At 71.9% G+C, this 16,242-nt stretch carries 15 protein-coding genes; 1 reads left to right on the top strand and 14 read right to left on the bottom strand.

All coding sequences use genetic code 11. The features are described from left to right. Positions 1–201: 201 nt before the first annotated feature. The 11 genes from rpoZ to pyrR form a co-directional block, all read right to left on the bottom strand. The gene (gene rpoZ / locus AAHZ94_RS12245; RefSeq protein ID WP_005319902.1) at positions 202–474 is read right to left on the bottom strand and encodes a DNA-directed RNA polymerase subunit omega; all 273 of its coding nucleotides are present in this window, start codon (positions 472–474) and stop codon (positions 202–204) included. Between the two features lie 281 nt (positions 475–755). Continuing rightward, a complete protein-coding gene (gene gmk / locus AAHZ94_RS12240; RefSeq protein ID WP_349992861.1) occupies positions 756–1,376 on the bottom strand; it encodes a guanylate kinase in 621 nt (206 codons plus the stop codon). Between the two features lie 38 nt (positions 1,377–1,414). Continuing rightward, positions 1,415–1,738 (bottom strand): integration host factor, encoded by a 324-nt coding sequence (locus AAHZ94_RS12235; RefSeq protein WP_014157387.1) that lies wholly within the window; start codon positions 1,736–1,738, stop codon positions 1,415–1,417. Positions 1,739–1,987: 249 nt separating this feature from the next. Beyond that, positions 1,988–2,887, bottom strand: a complete 900-nt coding sequence (gene pyrF, locus AAHZ94_RS12230; protein WP_349992860.1) for an orotidine-5'-phosphate decarboxylase — start codon at positions 2,885–2,887, stop codon at positions 1,988–1,990. Beyond that, entirely contained in the window at positions 2,884–3,999 is a 1,116-nt protein-coding gene (locus AAHZ94_RS12225) for a quinone-dependent dihydroorotate dehydrogenase (RefSeq protein ID WP_349992859.1), read from the bottom strand. Before AAHZ94_RS12225 ends, pyrF begins: the two co-directional genes overlap by 4 nt. A gap of 238 nt (positions 4,000–4,237) precedes the next feature. Further along, positions 4,238–7,552 (bottom strand): carbamoyl-phosphate synthase large subunit, encoded by a 3,315-nt coding sequence (gene carB, locus AAHZ94_RS12220; protein ID WP_349992858.1) that lies wholly within the window; start codon positions 7,550–7,552, stop codon positions 4,238–4,240. After that, positions 7,545–8,684 (bottom strand): glutamine-hydrolyzing carbamoyl-phosphate synthase small subunit, encoded by a 1,140-nt coding sequence (carA, locus tag AAHZ94_RS12215; RefSeq protein ID WP_349992862.1) that lies wholly within the window; start codon positions 8,682–8,684, stop codon positions 7,545–7,547. Before carA ends, carB begins: the two co-directional genes overlap by 8 nt. Next, positions 8,684–9,349, bottom strand: a complete 666-nt coding sequence (locus AAHZ94_RS12210; RefSeq protein WP_349992857.1) for a PH-like domain-containing protein — start codon at positions 9,347–9,349, stop codon at positions 8,684–8,686. The genes carA and AAHZ94_RS12210 overlap by 1 nt, the downstream gene beginning before the upstream one ends. Next, positions 9,346–10,641, bottom strand: coding sequence for a dihydroorotase (locus tag AAHZ94_RS12205; protein WP_349992856.1), 1,296 nt, complete (start codon positions 10,639–10,641; stop codon positions 9,346–9,348). Before AAHZ94_RS12205 ends, AAHZ94_RS12210 begins: the two co-directional genes overlap by 4 nt. Continuing rightward, positions 10,638–11,672, bottom strand: coding sequence for an aspartate carbamoyltransferase catalytic subunit (locus AAHZ94_RS12200; RefSeq protein ID WP_349992855.1), 1,035 nt, complete (start codon positions 11,670–11,672; stop codon positions 10,638–10,640). The genes AAHZ94_RS12205 and AAHZ94_RS12200 overlap by 4 nt, the downstream gene beginning before the upstream one ends. A gap of 87 nt (positions 11,673–11,759) precedes the next feature. Next, a complete protein-coding gene (gene pyrR, locus AAHZ94_RS12195) occupies positions 11,760–12,410 on the bottom strand; it encodes a bifunctional pyr operon transcriptional regulator/uracil phosphoribosyltransferase PyrR (RefSeq protein WP_349992854.1) in 651 nt (216 codons plus the stop codon). A 198-nt stretch (positions 12,411–12,608) separates the two neighbouring features. Between pyrR and bldD the strand changes: the two genes are divergently transcribed. Then, complete coding sequence (gene bldD / locus AAHZ94_RS12190; protein WP_176165013.1) at positions 12,609–13,109, top strand: transcriptional regulator BldD; 501 nt, start codon at positions 12,609–12,611, stop codon at positions 13,107–13,109. Positions 13,110–13,745: 636 nt separating this feature from the next. On the opposite strand, the gene nusB is transcribed toward bldD, so the two are convergent. Genes nusB through AAHZ94_RS12175 form a run of 3 tightly spaced genes read right to left on the bottom strand, consistent with a single transcriptional unit; the run spans position 13,746 to position 15,903 of the window. After that, positions 13,746–14,180, bottom strand: coding sequence for a transcription antitermination factor NusB (gene nusB, locus AAHZ94_RS12185; protein WP_349992853.1), 435 nt, complete (start codon positions 14,178–14,180; stop codon positions 13,746–13,748). A gap of 2 nt (positions 14,181–14,182) precedes the next feature. Continuing rightward, positions 14,183–14,749 carry an elongation factor P gene (gene efp / locus AAHZ94_RS12180; protein WP_349992852.1) on the bottom strand — a complete coding sequence of 189 codons (567 nt, stop codon included), beginning with the start codon at positions 14,747–14,749 and terminating at the stop codon, positions 14,183–14,185. 47 nt (positions 14,750–14,796) lie between these two features. Next, positions 14,797–15,903 (bottom strand): aminopeptidase P family protein, encoded by a 1,107-nt coding sequence (locus tag AAHZ94_RS12175; protein ID WP_349992851.1) that lies wholly within the window; start codon positions 15,901–15,903, stop codon positions 14,797–14,799. Positions 15,904–16,242: the final 339 nt, after the last annotated feature.

Genomic DNA, 16,242 nt, shown 5'->3' with positions numbered 1-16,242 from the left:
GACAGCGACAGACCGAGCTTGGTGAGTCGACGCATGGGTTCGCTTCCTCTCAAGGCAGAGATGATCCTGCGGTCGCGGAGGGTGGTTGAAACCCCACGACCACCGGTCTAGCCGGCGCGTGTGGGGTGCCGCCCCACCGCCCCGGGGCCGGAGGCGCCCGCTGCCGGGCCCGTGGTGAAGAGAACGTACCGCCCGCGGTGACTACTGGGCCGGGCCCTCGATGGCCTCAGAGGTCAGCAGGCCCGCGTTGATCTCGCGGAGCGCGATCGACAGCGGCTTCTCGTGGACGTGCGTGTCGACGAGCGGGCCGACGTACTCCAGCAGGCCCTCACCGAGCTGCGAGTAGTACGCGTTGATCTGACGAGCACGCTTGGCGGCGTAGATCACCAGGCTGTACTTCGAGTCGGTGGCCTCAAGCAGCTCATCAATCGGCGGGTTGATGATGCCCTCGGGCGCGGTGATGGAAGAGGACACTCTCTGCCTTCCGATCGGGTTCAGCGGTGTCACAGACGCTGCGGCGATCCGCGCAGTGACGGTGTCACCCTCGCGTGGCCGCCGGTCGCCCGTGGCGACGGCGTCTGTCGGGACGCCAGCGCCGCGCACCGCGGCGCCGTCCCTGCCCCCGCCGAAGGTCTCGGCTGGGGGTCTTGGTCACGGGTGCGACCAAGAGGATGCTTCTGGATGAAACAAGAGGGGTGGAACAGATGGAGCAGGTGGAACGGGTCGAACAAGAAGGGTCAAAGAATCAGAAAAGATCAGACCACTCGCATCAAGGCTAGCAGCTCAGCGCTGACGTCCTCGACGGAGGTGTTGACCAGGGTGGTGTCGAACTCCGACTCGGCGGCCAGCTCGACCTTCGCCGCCGCCAGCCGGCGCTCGATCACCTCGGGCGACTCGGTGCCCCGCCCGGTCAGCCGGCGCACCAGTTCCTCCCAGCTCGGCGGGGCCAGGAAGACCAACTGCGCCTCCGGCATCGACTCCCGCACCAGCCTGGCACCCTGGAGGTCGATCTCCAGCAGCACCGGCGCGCCGGCCTCACGCCGGTCGAGCACGGCGCGACGCGGGGTGCCGTAGCGGTTGCCCGCGAACTCGGCCCACTCCAGCAGCTCCCCGTTGGCCACCAGCTTGTCGAACTCCTCGTTCTCGACGAAGAAGTACTGGACGCCGTGGCGTTCGCCGGGGCGCGGCTTGCGGGTGGTGGCGGAGACCGAGAGCCATACCTCCGGGTGGGCCTTGCGCAGATGCGCGACGACCGTGCTCTTGCCGACCCCTGAGGGGCCGGAGAGCACGGTCAGCCGCGGACGAGCGTCCGGAGTTACGGGGGATACCGCCTGCGAAGCGAGGGGGCTGGTCGCCCCCTGGGGATGTGCTGCCATGCGGCGATTATCCAGGTTCCCGCGAGCCCGTGAGAACGTCAGGCGGCGCTGCCGCCGAACTCACGCTCCAGGGAGGCGATCTGGTTGGAGCCCAGACCGCGCACGCGGCGGCTCTCGGAGATGCCGAGCCGCTCCATGATCTGCTTGGCACGGACCTTGCCCACGCCGGGCAGGGACTCCAGGAGGGCGGAGACCTTCATCTTGCCGATGACGTCATTCTCCTGGCCCTGCTTGATGACCTCGTGCAGCGATGCGCCGGAGTGCTTGAGCCGATTCTTGACCTCGGCGCGCTCCCGGCGAGCCGCGGCGGCCTTTTCGAGCGCGGCTGCGCGCTGTTCAGGGGTAAGGGGCGGAAGAGCCACGCCTACGTCACCTCGGATATCGAACTGTCGGATACGGACCGGTGAGGAACCTAGTCGCCCCTCACCTGGGGAGCAACGCGCAACGCGCTTGTGCGTCCCTCCCCCGCTGCCTCAACGGCGTGGGAGGAGCCCCCACTCGTCGGAGACTAGCGGCCACGGCCGCTCCAGTCAGCGAGAACAGACGAAAAGTCCTGGTCAGACTCGCTCGACCAGGACTTTTCGGGGCAAATACACCGGGTTCTGAGGTACTTATTTCACGGCGGCCCGTACTTCATCGGCGATCTGGGCCGCCGCGGCGCGCAGTGCGGCGGCGTCCGGGCCGTGGCGCAGCACCCCGCGGCTAACGCTGGGCACCACGTTGCCGACCGCCGCGCCGAACACCGCGGGGAGGTCCGCCGGCGTGGCGCCCTGGGCGCCGATGCCGGGGGCGAGCAGCGGGCCGTCGATGGCGAGCGGGGCGCCCGCGGCGGTGGCCGCGTCGCCCAGCGTGGCCCCGACGACCGCGCCGAAGGAACCGAGCGGGGCGCCCGCGGCGCGCTCGACCGCGTTCTGCTCGGCGAGGTGGCCAAGGACGGTGGCGGCGACGCTGCGGCCGTCGGCCCGCAGCGCGTGCTGCACCTCGGCGCCCTCCGGGTTGGAGGTCAGCGCCAGCACGAACAGCCCGCTGCCGCTCGCCCTGGCCAGCTCGACCGCCGGCGCGAGCGAGCCGAAGCCCAGGTAGGGGCTGACCGTGAGGGCGTCGGAGAACAGCGGCGACGCCGGGTCCAGATAGGCGGCGGCGTACGCGGCCATGGTCGAGCCGATGTCGCCGCGCTTGGCGTCCATCAGCACCAGGGCCCCGGCGGCGCGGGCCTCGGCGACGGTGCGCTCCAGGACGGCGACCCCGCGCGAGCCGAACCGCTCGAAGAACGCGGACTGCGGCTTGAGCACGGCCACCTGGCCCGCCAGCGCCTCCACCACGGTGCGCGAGAAGCGCTCCAGGCCGGCCACGTCGTCGGCCAGGCCCCAGTCGGCGAGCAGGGCCGCGTGCGGGTCGATGCCCACGCACAGCGGGCCGCGGGCGTCCATGGCCCGCCGCAGCCTGCTGCCGAAGGGCTCGGGGGCGCCGTCGGCCTGCTGCGGGGCGTGCGGGTCGTTGGCTGCGCTCATGCCGCCTGCTCCTTGGTCTCGGCCCCGACCGCTTCGGCCAGGGTGGCGTACGGGCTGGCCGCCAGCCGCTCGGCCAGCCCCTTGTGCAGGGTGCGGCACCAGAAGGGGCCCTGGTAGATGAAGGCGGGGCCGCCGGGGCGCGGGGGGGGGGGGCCCCGGCGCCGCCCCCGGGGGGGGGCGGCGCCCGCGCCCCCCCCCCCCCCGACCAGGGTGACCCGGTCGCCCACCCGGGCGTACAGCCGGCGCAGCACGGCCAGCGAGCGGGCCTTGACGGGGGCGCCGGAGAGGCCGCCGGCCTCCGCGACCAGGGCCGGGTCGCTGGTCAGGCCGAGGCCGTCGCGGGCGATGGTGGTGTTGGTGGCGATGATGCCGTCCAGGCCCAGCTCGACGGCGAGGTCGGCGACCGCGTCCACGTCCTCGTCGGCCAGGTCGGGCGCGATCTTGACGAGCAGCGGCACCCGGCGGCCCGGCACCGTGCGGTCGGCGGCCTCGCGCACCGCGGTCAACAGCGGGCGCAGGTGGTCGACGGCCTGGAGGTTGCGCAGCCCCGGCGTGTTGGGCGAGGAGACGTTGACGACGAGGTAGTCGGCGTACGCGGCCAGCCGCTCGGTCGAGGTGACGTAGTCGGCGACGGCATCCGATTCGGGGACGACCTTGGTCTTGCCGATGTTGACGCCGACGGTGGTCTTGAAGGCCGGCCGGCGGGCGGCGAGCCGGGCGGCGACGGCCGCCGAGCCCTCGTTGTTGAAGCCCATCCGGTTGATCAGGGCCCGGTCAGGTACCAGCCGGAACAGGCGCTTGCGCGGGTTGCCCGGCTGGGCGTGGCCGGTGACGGTGCCGATCTCGACGTGGTCGAAGCCGAGCATGGTCATGCCGTCGATGGCGACGGCGTTCTTGTCGAATCCGGCGGCCAGCCCGAACGGGCCGTGCATCCGCAGGCCCAGCGCCTCGGTGCGCAGCGCCTTGTGGCGGGGGGCGAGCACGGCGGCGATGAAGGTGCGCAGGACGGGGATGCGGGCGGCGAGCCTGATCCAGCCGAAGGCCAGGTGGTGGGCCCGCTCGGGGTCCATGCGCTGGAAGAGGAGGCGGAAGAAGAGACGGTAGGGGTGCATGCGGTCGCGGGGTTTAGCTAGGCAGGTGGACGGGGTGCGGGCGGCGGGGCGGCGGCCGGCCCGGGCTGAACCCGACCCGCCCACTCCAGAGCGGGCCGGGCCGGTCGAGATCGAGCTAGACCGGGCTGAACCAAGCCAGTCCATACCGGGCCGGGTCACTTCAGTCCAGATCGGTCGAGACCGGGCCGGGCCGGACCTCGGTGGGATCAGATCCTGCCCGGCCCGGCCGCCGCGCCGGCTACTCCTCGCCGCGGGCCGCGATGAGCTGCTTCGCGTGCTCCTGGAGCGAGCGGACCCCGACGTCGCCCCTGGCCAGCGCCTCGATGCCCTGGACGGCCGCGGCGAGCGCCTGGACCGTGGTCAGGCAGGGCACGGCGCGGGCGACGGCCGCGGTGCGGATGTCGTAGCCGTCGAGCCGGCCGCCGGTGCCGTACGGGGTGTTGACGATGAGGTCGATCTGACCGTCGTGGATGAGCTGTACGACGGTCTTCTCGCCGTTCGGGCCCTCGCCCTCGCTCTGCTTGCGCACCACGGTGGCGTCGATGCCGTTGCGGCGCAGCACCTCGGCGGTGCCGGAGGTGGCGAGCAGTTCGAAGCCGTGGGCGACCAGTTCCCGGGCCGGGAAGATCATCGAGCGCTTGTCCCGGTTGGCGACCGAGACGAAGGCCCGGCCGCCCCTGGGCAGCGCCCCGTACGCGGCGGCCTGCGACTTCGCGTACGCGGTGCCGAACAGCGAGTCGATGCCCATGACCTCGCCGGTGGAGCGCATCTCCGGGCCGAGGATGGTGTCGACGCCGCGGCCCGATGCGTCGCGGAAGCGGCTCCAGGGCAGCACGGCCTCCTTGACGGAGATCGGCGAGTCCAGCGGCAGCGTGCCGCCGTCGCCGGTGGCCGGCAGCAGGCCCTCGGCGCGCAGTTCGGCGACGGTGGCGCCGAGCGAGATGCGCGCCGCCGCCTTGGCCAGCGGTACGGCGGTGGCCTTGGAGGTGAAGGGCACCGTACGGGAGGCGCGCGGGTTGGCCTCAAGGACGTAGAGGATGTCGCCGGCCATCGCGAACTGGATGTTGATCAGGCCGCGCACCCCGACGCCCTTGGCGATGGCCTCGGTGGAGGCCCGCAGCCGCTTGATGTCGAAGCCGCCGAGGGTGATCGGCGGAAGCGCGCACGCCGAGTCGCCGGAGTGGATGCCGGCCTCCTCGATGTGCTCCATCACGCCGCCGAGGTAGAGCTCGTGCCCGTCGTACAGGGCGTCGACGTCGATCTCGATGGCGTCGTCGAGGAAGCGGTCGATGAGCACCGGGTGCTCGGAGATCAGGCCGGCGTGCCGGGTGAGGTACTCCGCGAGCGAGGGCTCGTCGTAGACGATCTCCATGCCGCGCCCGCCGAGCACGTAGGAGGGGCGGACCATGACCGGGTAGCCGATCTCGGCGGCGATGCCCTTGGCCTCGTCGAAGGAGAAGGCGGTGCCGTACTTGGGCGCGGGCAGCCCGGCCTCGGTGAGCACCCGGCCGAAGGCGCCGCGCTCCTCGGCGAGGTCGATGGCCTCGGGCGAGGTGCCGACGATGGGCACGCCGTTGTCCTTGAGCGCCTGGGCGAGGCCCAGCGGGGTCTGGCCGCCGAGTTGCACGATGACGCCGGCGAGCGGTCCGGCGGCGCGCTCGGCGTGCACGATCTCCAGGACGTCCTCCAGGGTGAGCGGCTCGAAGTAGAGCCGGTCGGAGGTGTCGTAGTCGGTGGAGACGGTCTCCGGGTTGCAGTTGACCATGACGGTCTCGTAGCCCGCCGCGCTGAGCGCGAAGGAGGCGTGCACGCAGGAGTAGTCGAACTCGATGCCCTGGCCGATGCGGTTGGGCCCGGAGCCCAGGATGATCACCGCGGGCTTCTCGCGCGGCGCGACCTCGGTCTCCTCGTCGTAGGAGGAGTAGAAGTACGGGGTGCGGGCGGCGAACTCGGCGGCGCAGGTGTCCACGGTCTTGTAGACCGGGCGGATGCCGAGCGCGTGCCGCACCTCGCGGACCACCTCGGGGCCGAGGTCGCGGATGGCGGCGATCTGCACGTCCGAGAAGCCGTGCCGCTTGGCCTCGCGCAGGATCTCCGGCGAGAGCTTGTCGGCCGCGGCGATCTCGTCGGCGATCTCCTTGATCAGGAAGAGCTGGTCGACGAACCAGGGGTCGATCCTGGTCGCGTCGAAGACCTCTTCCTGGGTGGCGCCGGCGCGGATCGCGGCCATGACGGTGTTGATCCGGCCGTCGGTGGGCACGGCGGCCCGCTCCAGCAGGGCGGCCTTGTCGCCGGGCGCGGTGACGAAGTCGAACTGCGAGCCCTTCTTCTCCAGCGAGCGCAGCGCCTTGTTCAGCGCCTCGGTGAAGTTGCGGCCGATGGCCATCGCCTCGCCGACCGACTTCATGGTGGTGGTCAGCGTCGCGTCGGCGGCCGGGAACTTCTCGAAGGCGAACCTGGGCACCTTGACCACGACGTAGTCGAGCGTGGGCTCGAAGGAGGCCGGGGTCTCCTGGGTGATGTCGTTGGGGATCTCGTCCAGCGTGTAGCCCACCGCGAGCCGGGCGGCGATCTTGGCGATCGGGAAGCCGGTGGCCTTGGAGGCGAGCGCGGAGGAGCGGGAGACGCGCGGGTTCATCTCGATGACGATGACCCGGCCGTCCTCGGGGTTGACGGCGAACTGGATGTTGCAGCCGCCGGTGTCCACGCCGACCTCGCGGATGACGGCGATGCCGATGTCGCGCAGGATCTGGTACTCGCGGTCGGTGAGCGTCATCGCCGGCGCGACGGTGATGGAGTCGCCGGTGTGCACGCCCATCGGGTCGAAGTTCTCGATGGAGCAGACGACCACGACGTTGTCGTTCTTGTCGCGCATCAGCTCAAGCTCGTACTCCTTCCAGCCGAGGATGGACTCCTCCAGGAGGACCTCGGTGGTCGGCGAGAGGGTCAGGCCCTGGCCGGCGATGCGGCGCAGTTCCGCCTCGTCGTGCGCGAAGCCGGAGCCTGCGCCGCCCATGGTGAAGGAGGGGCGGACCACGACCGGGTAGCCGCCGAGCTTGTCGACGCCCTCCAGGACGTCGTCCATGGAGTGGCAGATCACCGAGCGGGCGGACTCGCCGTGGCCGATCTTGGCGTTGACGGCCGCGACGACGCCCTTGAACAGGTCGCGGTCCTCGCCCTTGTTGATGGCCTCGACGTTGGCGCCGATGAGCTCCACGCCGTGCCGGGTGAGGGCACCGGAGTCGTGCAGCGCGATGGCGGTGTTCAGCGCGGTCTGGCCGCCGAGGGTGGGCAGCAGCGCGTCGGGCCGCTCCTTGGCGATGATCTTCTCGACGTACTCCGGGGTGATCGGCTCGACGTAGGTGGCGTCGGCGATCTCCGGGTCGGTCATGATCGTGGCCGGGTTGGAGTTGACCAGGATCACGCGCAGGCCCTCGGCCTTGAGCACGCGGCAGGCCTGGGTGCCGGAGTAGTCGAACTCGGCGGCCTGCCCGATGACGATCGGGCCCGAGCCGATGACCAGGACGGACTGGATATCGGTGCGCTTAGGCACGGGGGCCCTCCATCAGGGAAACAAACCGGTCGAACAGGTAGGCCGCGTCGTGTGGACCCGCGGCGGCCTCGGGGTGGTACTGGACGCTGAACGCGGGCACGTCCAGGCATTCGAGGCCCTCCACGACGTCGTCGTTGAGGCCCACGTGGGCGACCCTGGCCCGGCCGTAGGGGGTGTCCACGACCTCGTCCAGGGGCGCGTCGACGGCGAAGCCGTGGTTCTGCGCGGTGATCTCGACCTTGCCGGTGGTGCGGTCCTGCACCGGCTGGTTGATGCCCCGGTGGCCGTACTTGAGCTTGTACGTGCCGAAGCCGAGCGCCCGGCCCAGCACCTGGTTGCCGAAGCAGATGCCGAACAGCGGGGTGCGGCGCTCCAGGACGCCGCGGGCCAGCTCCATCGGGTGGTCGGCGGTGGCCGGGTCACCGGGGCCGTTGGAGAAGAAGACCCCGTCGGGCTCGACGGCGTAGATCTCCGCCAGGCTGGCGGTGGCCGGGAAGACGTGGACCTCTATCCCCCGCTCGGCCATCCGGCGCGGGGTCATGGTCTTGATGCCCAGGTCGATGGCGGCCACCGTGAACCGCTTGGTACCGACCGCGGGGACGACGTACGTCTCCTCGGTGGTGACCTCGCTCCACAGGTCGGCGCCCTTCATGGCGGGGGCGGTGCGCACCCGCTCCAGGAGTTCGGCGTCCTCGGCGATGGCCTCGCCGGAGAAGATGCCGACCCGCATCGCGCCGCGCTCGCGCAGGTGGCGGGTGAGGGCACGGGTGTCGACGCCGCTGATGCCGACGACGCCCTGGGCGGCCAGCTCCTCGTCGAGGGTGCGCCGGGAGCGCCAGTTGGACGGCTTGCGGGCGGGGTCGCGGACCACGTAGCCGGAGACCCAGATCCGCGCGGACTCCGGGTCCTCGTCGTTGACGCCGGTGTTGCCGATGTGGGGGGCGGTCATGACGACCACCTGGCGGTGGTACGAGGGGTCGGTCAGGGTCTCCTGGTAGCCGGTCATGCCGGTGGAGAACACCGCCTCGCCGAAGGTCTCCCCCACTGCCCCGTAGGCCCGGCCACGGAAGGTGCGGCCGTCCTCCAAGACGAGTACGGCGGGGACCTTGGCCCCCTGGGTGGAGAGCGTCATCATGTGCCTTTCTCAGAAGTCGCGGGGGTCGCCCCGCGCAGTGGTGCAGCCGCACGGGGCCGGGCGCCGTCGGCGTCGGCCGCCACGCCGGTGGCGGGTTCGTCACGCTGCGTCGCGGTCGCGTCGTCGGGGCCGCCGGTGAGGTCGTTGATGGCCGTGACCCACGCCGTGTGTTCGGCGGCGCGGTCGGAGCGGAAGCCGGAGTCGATGGTGCGCTCGCCGAGCTGCCAGGTGATCACCAGCAGGCCGCCCTCGGTGAGCACCTTGCCGGCGATGCCCTTGTCGAGCCGGGCGCCACGCAGGTCGGCGGCGGGCACGAAGAAGTCCCGGGCGCCCGGCCTGCGCACGCTCAGCCCACCGTCGGTGAGGGTGACGTCCGCACGGCTGCGCACACCCAGGCCGTGCGCGACGATGCGCTCAAGCCACTGTCCGGCGTTGGTCGAGCCGTGGTAGCGCCCGGCCATGGTGAGCTGGGGCGCGCCGGCGTCCGCGGGGACCTGGGCGAGGTCGGGCAGGTCGGACTGGAGCAGGCCGCGCCACTTCCAGCCCTCCCGCATCAGCCAGTACAGCAGCGCGATGACCAGCAGCAGGCCGACCACCCAGCCGGTGCGCGCGGCCCAGCCGCCGGAGCCGTCGCCTGCTGCCAGAACTGTCACAGGTGTCACGTCAGATTCCCGTCCACGACCGTTGCCCGGCCCCGCAGGAAGGTGTGTGTGACGCGCCCCGGCAGCTCGCGCCCCTCGTAGGGGGTGTTGCGGCTGCGGGAGGCGAAGCCCGCGGGGTTCACCACACCACGGTAGGCGGGGTCCAGCAGCGTCAGGTTGGCGGGCTCGCCGGCGGCGACCGGGCGGCCGTGTCCCGCCAGCCGGCCGATGGCGGCCGGGCGGAAGGACATCCGGTCGGCGACGCCGGCCCAGTCGAGCAACCCGGTGTCCACCATGGTGTGCTGGACGACGGAGAGCGCGGTCTCCAGGCCGACCATGCCCATGGCGGCTGCGCCCCACTCGCAGTCCTTGTCCTCGTGCGGGTGCGGGGCGTGGTCGGTGGCGACGCAGTCGATGGTGCCGTCGGCGAGCGCCTCGCGCAGCGCCATCACGTCGGCCTCGGTGCGCAGCGGCGGGTTCACCTTGTAGACCGGGTTGTAGGACCGTACGAGCTCGTCGGTGAGGAGCAGGTGGTGCGGGGTGACCTCGGCGGTGACGCGCCAGCCCTTGGACTTGGCCCAGCGCACGATCTCCACCGAGCCGGCCGTGGACAGGTGGCAGATGTGCACGCGGGAGTCGACGTGGGCGGCGAGCAGGACGTCCCTGGCGATGATCGACTCTTCGGCGACCGCGGGCCAGCCGCCGAGGCCGAGTTCGGCGGAGACGGTGCCCTCGTTCATCTGGGCGCCCTCGGTGAGCCGGGGTTCCTGGGCGTGCTGGGCGATGACGCCGTCGAACGCCTTCACGTACTCCAGCGCGCGGCGCATGATCACCGCGTCGTCCACGCACTTGCCGTCGTCGGAGAAGACCACGACGCCGGCGGCCGACTCGTGCATGGCGCCGAGTTCGGCGAGTTGCTTGCCTTCGAGGCCGACGGTGACGGCGCCGACGGGCTGCACGTCGCAGTAGCCGGACTCGCGGCCGAGCCGCCAGACCTGCTCGACGACGCCGGCGGTGTCGGCGACGGGGAAGGTGTTGGCCATGGCGTGCACGGCGGTGTAGCCGCCGACGGCGGCGGCCCGGGGGCCGGTGAGGACCGTCTCGGAGTCCTCGCGGCCGGGCTCGCGCAGGTGGGTGTGGAGGTCGACGAGGCCGGGCAGCAGGATCTGGCCGGCGGCCTCGATCACGGTGGCGCCGTCGGCCGGCAGGTCCTGCCCCACCGCGGCGATGGTCTCGCCCTCGATGAGGACGTCGGTGGCGTCGGCACCGATCAGCCGGGCACCGCGCAGCAGGGTCTTGGTGGTGTCGCTCATGGGGTGCTGGTCTCCTCAGTGCGGGCGGGGGCCGGTGGTGCGGCGGCGATGGCGGGCTCGTTCCCGCCGAGCAGCAGGTACAGGGCGGCCATCCGGATGCTCACGCCGTTGGTGACCTGCTCGACGGCGGTGCAGCGGGTCGAGTCGGCGACCTCGGCCGTGATCTCCATACCCCGGTTCATCGGGCCGGGGTGCATGACGATGGCGTGTTCCGGCATTCGGGCCATGCGGGCGCCGTGCAGGCCGTACCTGCGGGCGTACTCCCGCTCGGTCGGGAAGAACGCGGCGTTCATCCGCTCCCGCTGGACCCGCAGCATCATCACGGCGTCCGACGTGGGCAGGACGGCGTCGAGGTCGTAGCTGACCTCGCAGGGCCAGTGTTCGACGCCGATGGGCACCAGAGTGGGCGGGGCGACCAGGGTGACCTCGGCGCCCAGCGTGGTCAGCAGGTGGACGTTGGAGCGGGCGACCCGGCTGTGCAGCACGTCGCCGACGATGGTGACCTTGCGGCCGGCCAGGTCGCGCCCGGTGCCGTCGCCGGGGCCGCGGTGGTGGGTGGGGCCGCCGTCGGGGGCGCCGGCCAGGTGGCGGCGCATGGTGAAGGCGTCGAGCAGGGCCTGGGTGGGGTGCTCGTGGGTGCCGTCGCCGGCGTTGACGACCGAGCCGTTGATCCAGCCGGAGGTGGCGAGGCGGTGCGGGGCGCCTGAGGTGTGGTGCCGGATGACGACGGCGTCGGCGCCCATCGCCTCCAGGGTCAGCGCGGTGTCCTTCAGGGACTCGCCCTTGGAGACCGACGAGCCCTTGGCGGAGAAGTTGATGACGTCGGCGGAGAGTCGTTTGGCCGCTGCCTCGAAGGAGATGCGGGTCCGCGTCGAGTCCTCGTAGAACAGGTTGACGACGGTGCGCCCGCGCAGCGTGGGCAGCTTCTTGATCGGCCGGTCCGCGACCCGGGCCATCTCCTCGGCGGTGTCGAGGATCAGGACGGCGTCGTCGCGGGTGAGGTCGGCGGCCGAGATGAGGTGACGCTTCATCTGGAGGCTCCGTGAGTGGGAAGGGTGGGGATGCGGGCGTGCGGGCATGCGGCAGCGCGGCCCGTTGTGCGGGGCCGTGCCGGGGTGCTACTGCCCGGTGTCCGTGCGCTCGTCGTCGGCCCCGCGTGAGGTCGCGGGGCGTACGCCGAGCAGCACGCTGTCCCGGCCGTCCAGCTCGGTGAGCTGTACCTTCACCGTCTCGCGCAGTGAGGTCGGGAGGTTCTTGCCGACGTAGTCGGCGCGGATCGGGAGCTCGCGGTGGCCGCGGTCGACCAGCACCGCCAGTTGTACGGCGCGGGGGCGCCCGATGTCGTTCAGGGCGTCGAGGGCGGCGCGGATGGTGCGGCCGGAGAAGAGCACGTCGTCGACGAGGATCACGACCCGGCCTTCGATGCCGTCGGCCGGGATCTCGGTGCGCGCCAGCGTGCGCGCGGGGCCGAGCCGCAGGTCGTCGCGGTACATGGTGATGTCGAGCGAGCCGACCGGGATGGCGCGGCCGGTGATCTCCGCGAGCTTGGCGGCGAGCCGCTGGGCGAGGAAGACGCCGCGGGTCGGGATGCCCAGGAGGACCACGTCGTCGGCGCCCTTGGCGCGCTCCACGACCTCGTGGGCGATGCGCGTCAGTACGCGGGCGATGTCCGGGGCTTCGAGAACCGGCCGGGCGTGACCTTCCTGGCCGAAACTCTGGCCAGAACTTTTGCTCGATGCGGGGCCAGCAGGCTGGCTGGGTGCGTCCATAACGGAACGGACCTCCTTCTCCGCCTCACGGGACGGACCTTAAAGGACGTCGGATTTACGATATTGACGGTACCAGGACCGAAAACGTACGGACTCAGGCCCCCCGCCCGAGCAGGCGTACGCAACTTTCGGCTTGACGAAGCCAAATTACGCTGCGTAACCTCACAGTGAGTTACCAGTCTTCGTCCGGGGAGCTTTATGTCCAGCGAATACGCTAAACAGCTCGGAGCCAAGCTCCGCGCCATCCGCACCCAGCAGGGGCTCTCCCTCCACGGGGTCGAGGAGAAGTCCCAGGGCCGTTGGAAGGCCGTGGTGGTCGGTTCGTACGAGCGCGGCGACCGGGCCGTGACGGTGCAGCGGCTGGCCGAGCTGGCCGACTTCTACGGCGTCCCCGTGCAGGAACTCCTGCCCGGCACGACGCCCGGCGGGGCCGCAGAGCCGCCGCCCAAGCTGGTCCTCGACCTGGAGCGGCTGGCGCACGTGCCGGCCGAGAAGGCGGGCCCCTTGCAGCGCTACGCGGCGACGATCCAGAGCCAGCGCGGCGACTACAACGGCAAGGTGCTCTCCATCCGCCAGGACGACCTGCGCACCCTCGCGGTGATCTACGACCAGTCGCCCTCCGTGCTGACGGAGCAGCTCATCGGCTGGGGCGTGCTGGACGCGGACGCCCGCCGCGCCGTGCAGCACGAGGACCTCTGACCGACCCTCGGTGACTGCCGGGCCACCACCGGCCCGGCATGCGGCGTGCGTGTCGCGGGCGGTCGGTCACCGCTCGTGTGAAGTGGACGGGCCGGATGCGGCGGAGGGCTGCATCCGGGCCTCACACCACGACCTGGCGCACACCGGCGTCGTGGGGCCCGCCCGGGCCCGCCCACGGCGTCCTCCGGGCCACCGGGTGTCGCCGGGTGCCGCTGGAGGCCCCTCACGGGTGTCTACGGCACGTTGCCGCGTAGGCAGCGGTCTGTGGGCCGCACCGGTGCGCCGGGAAGGCCGACGCACCGGTGCGTCATTGCATCAATGCATCAATGCATCGGTGCGGTCAATCTCCGCCGTCGTGGGGCGGGCGCTCCCCGCGACACCGGGAGCCCTCCCGAGCCCCAACGGGCCCCCTGCGGGCCGCGTGCTCCCGCTGCTTGCCCGGGCCCGTCTCAGGCCATCGCCGCAGCGCCGCAGCGTTCCCACCGCGGCAACCTGGCCGTTCGTCACCTCGCGGGCCCGCCGGCCCGGTCGCGACCAACCGTCGAAGACCACCGTCAGGGCCCTCACACAGCATGCCGCTGCCCCTGGTCCAACCCTCTCGGGTCGGGCCAGGGGCAGCGGCATGCGTGGGGCGCGCTACGCGTCGTCGCGGCGCAGGCTGGGCTTGAGGTCCTTCAGCCGGCCCAGCAGGCCGTTGACGAAGGACGGCGAGTCGTCCGTGGAGAACTCCTTGGCGAGCTGCACGGCCTCGTCGATGACGACGGCGTCGGGCGTCTCGTCCTCCCAGATCAGCTCGTACGCGCCGAGCCGCAGGATGTTGCGGTCCACGACCGGCATCCGGTCCAGCGTCCAACCGACCGCATAGGTGGCGAGCAGCTCGTCGATGCGGGCCGCGTGCTCCGCGTACCCCTCGGTGAGCTGCATCGTGTACTCGGTGACCGGCGGCTGCCGGTCATCGGTCCGCGCGTGCCTGATCCAGTCCGCGAGGACGGTCGGCACGGCGACGCCGCGCTGATCGGCCTCGAAGAGGATCTGGAAGGCACGCTTGCGGGCCTTGTTGCGGGCAGCCACGGTTAGCTGTTCACCCGACCGAGGTACTCACCGGAGCGGGTGTCGACCTTGATCTTCTCACCGGTGGTGATGAAGAGCGGCACCTGGATCTCGTAACCGGTCTCCAGACGGGCGGGCTTGGAGCCGCCGGTGGAGCGGTCGCCCTGGACGCCGGGCTCGGTGTACTCGATGACCAGCTCGACCGAGGTGGGGAGCTCGATGTACAGGACCGAGCCCTCGTACATCGCTACGACGGCCTCGTTGCCCTCAAGGAGGTAGTTGGCCGCGTCGCCCACGGTCTCGGGCGTGACGTTGATCTGGTCGTACGTCTCCGTGTCCATGAACACGAAGTCGTTGCCGTCCTTGTACGAGAACTGCATGCCGCGCTTGTCGACATTGGCCGTCTCCACCTTCACGCCGGCGTTGAAGGTCTTGTCGACGACCTTGCCGGACAGCACATGCTTCAGCTTGGTGCGGACGAAGGCGGGGCCCTTACCGGGCTTGACGTGCTGGAACTCGACGACGGACCAGAGCTGGCCCCCGTCGAGCTTGAGCACCAGGCCGTTCTTGAGGTCGTTCGTGGATGCCACGGTTGCGGAATCTCCTGGACTGAAGCTGGTGGAACCAGGGGTGCGCGCTAGAGCGCGAGCAGCTCCTTGGTCGTGATGGTGAGTAGCTCGGGACCGCCGTCCGCCTCGGGGCGGACGACGAGCGTGTCATCGATCCGGACACCGCCCCGCCCCGGGAGGTGGACCCCCGGTTCGACGGTGACCGGCACACAAGCGTCCAGTTTACCCATGGCTTCCGGTGCCAGCCGAGGGTCCTCGTCGTTTTCCAGGCCCACGCCGTGCCCGACCCTCGCGCCCAGCGTCGCATCGCAGCCCGCGGCGGCCAGCACCTGCCGGGTCACCCGGTCCACCTCACGGCACGCGGTACCCGGCGCCAGCGCCTCACGGCCGGCCCGCTGGGCGGCGAAGACCACGTCGTACAGCTCGATCTGCCAGTCGGCCGGCGAGGGGCCGATCACGAAGGTGCGCCCCACCTCGCAGCGGTAGCCGCGGTAGCCGGCGCCCAGGCAGACGGTGAGGAAGTCGCCCTCCTCCACCCTGCGGTCGGTGGGCAGGTGGCCGAGCCGGCCCGAGTGCGGCCCGGTGCCGACGGAGGTGGCGAAGGTCGGGCCGTCCGCGCCGTGGTCCACCAGGCGGCGTTCCAACTCCAGCGCCAGGTGCCGCTCGGTGCGCCCCACCAGAATGGATTCCAGGAGTTCGCCCAGGGCCTGGTCGGCGATCTCGGCGGCGATGCGCAGGGCGGCGATCTCGTCATCGTCCTTGACGATCCGGTGCTGCTCGACCGTGCAGCCGAGGCCGACCAGATCGAGCCCGGGCACGGCGGCGCGCACCGCCCGGTGCCGGGCGACGGTCAGGTGGTGCTCCTCGACGGCGACCCGGTGCGCGCCCGGGGCCGCGGCGAGCTCCGCACCGGCGGTCGCGGGGTCGCCGCCCGTGCCGGCCACCTCGCGCACCCCGAGTTCGTCGGACGGGCGGGTGGCCGTCGCGTCGGCCATCACCGGCGGCGGGCGCAGCAGTACGTCATCGAGCGGGCCGAGCAGCAGTACGGAGCCCGGCGGCGCGTCGCCGCACAGGTAGCGGACGTTGGCGGGGCGGGAGACCAGCGCTGCCGGGCTCCCGGCCGCCGCGCAGTGCTCGCGCAGCCGGGTGCGGCGGGCCGCGAACACCTCGGACATGTTCCGAGCCTAGGTGTGCGGCGCGCGGCCCGCCGGTCGGGCGCGTCCGAGTGGGCGGCACGCCCCGGCGGCGCCCACAGCGACACAGCGCCACCCGAAGCCGTCCGGCACCATCCCGAAGCGGTGCGGCACCGCCCTCAAAGCGGCGCCACGCCGCCGAAGCCGCACACACCACCCGAAGCCGTCCGGCACCACCGGAAGCCGTACGACACCGTCACAGCAGCGCCGCGCCGCCGCCACCCCAACGCCGGGCCCGGCCGCCCCCCCGGGGGGGGGGGGGGGGCGCCGGCCCCCCCCCCGCCCCGCCGGGCCGCGGACCGGCGTACGTCCGACCAGCCC

The organism is Streptomyces sp. HSW2009 (assembly GCF_040240285.1).
Classification (GTDB): domain Bacteria; phylum Actinomycetota; class Actinomycetes; order Streptomycetales; family Streptomycetaceae; genus Streptomyces.
This window is presented reverse-complemented; position numbering and strand designations above follow the sequence as displayed.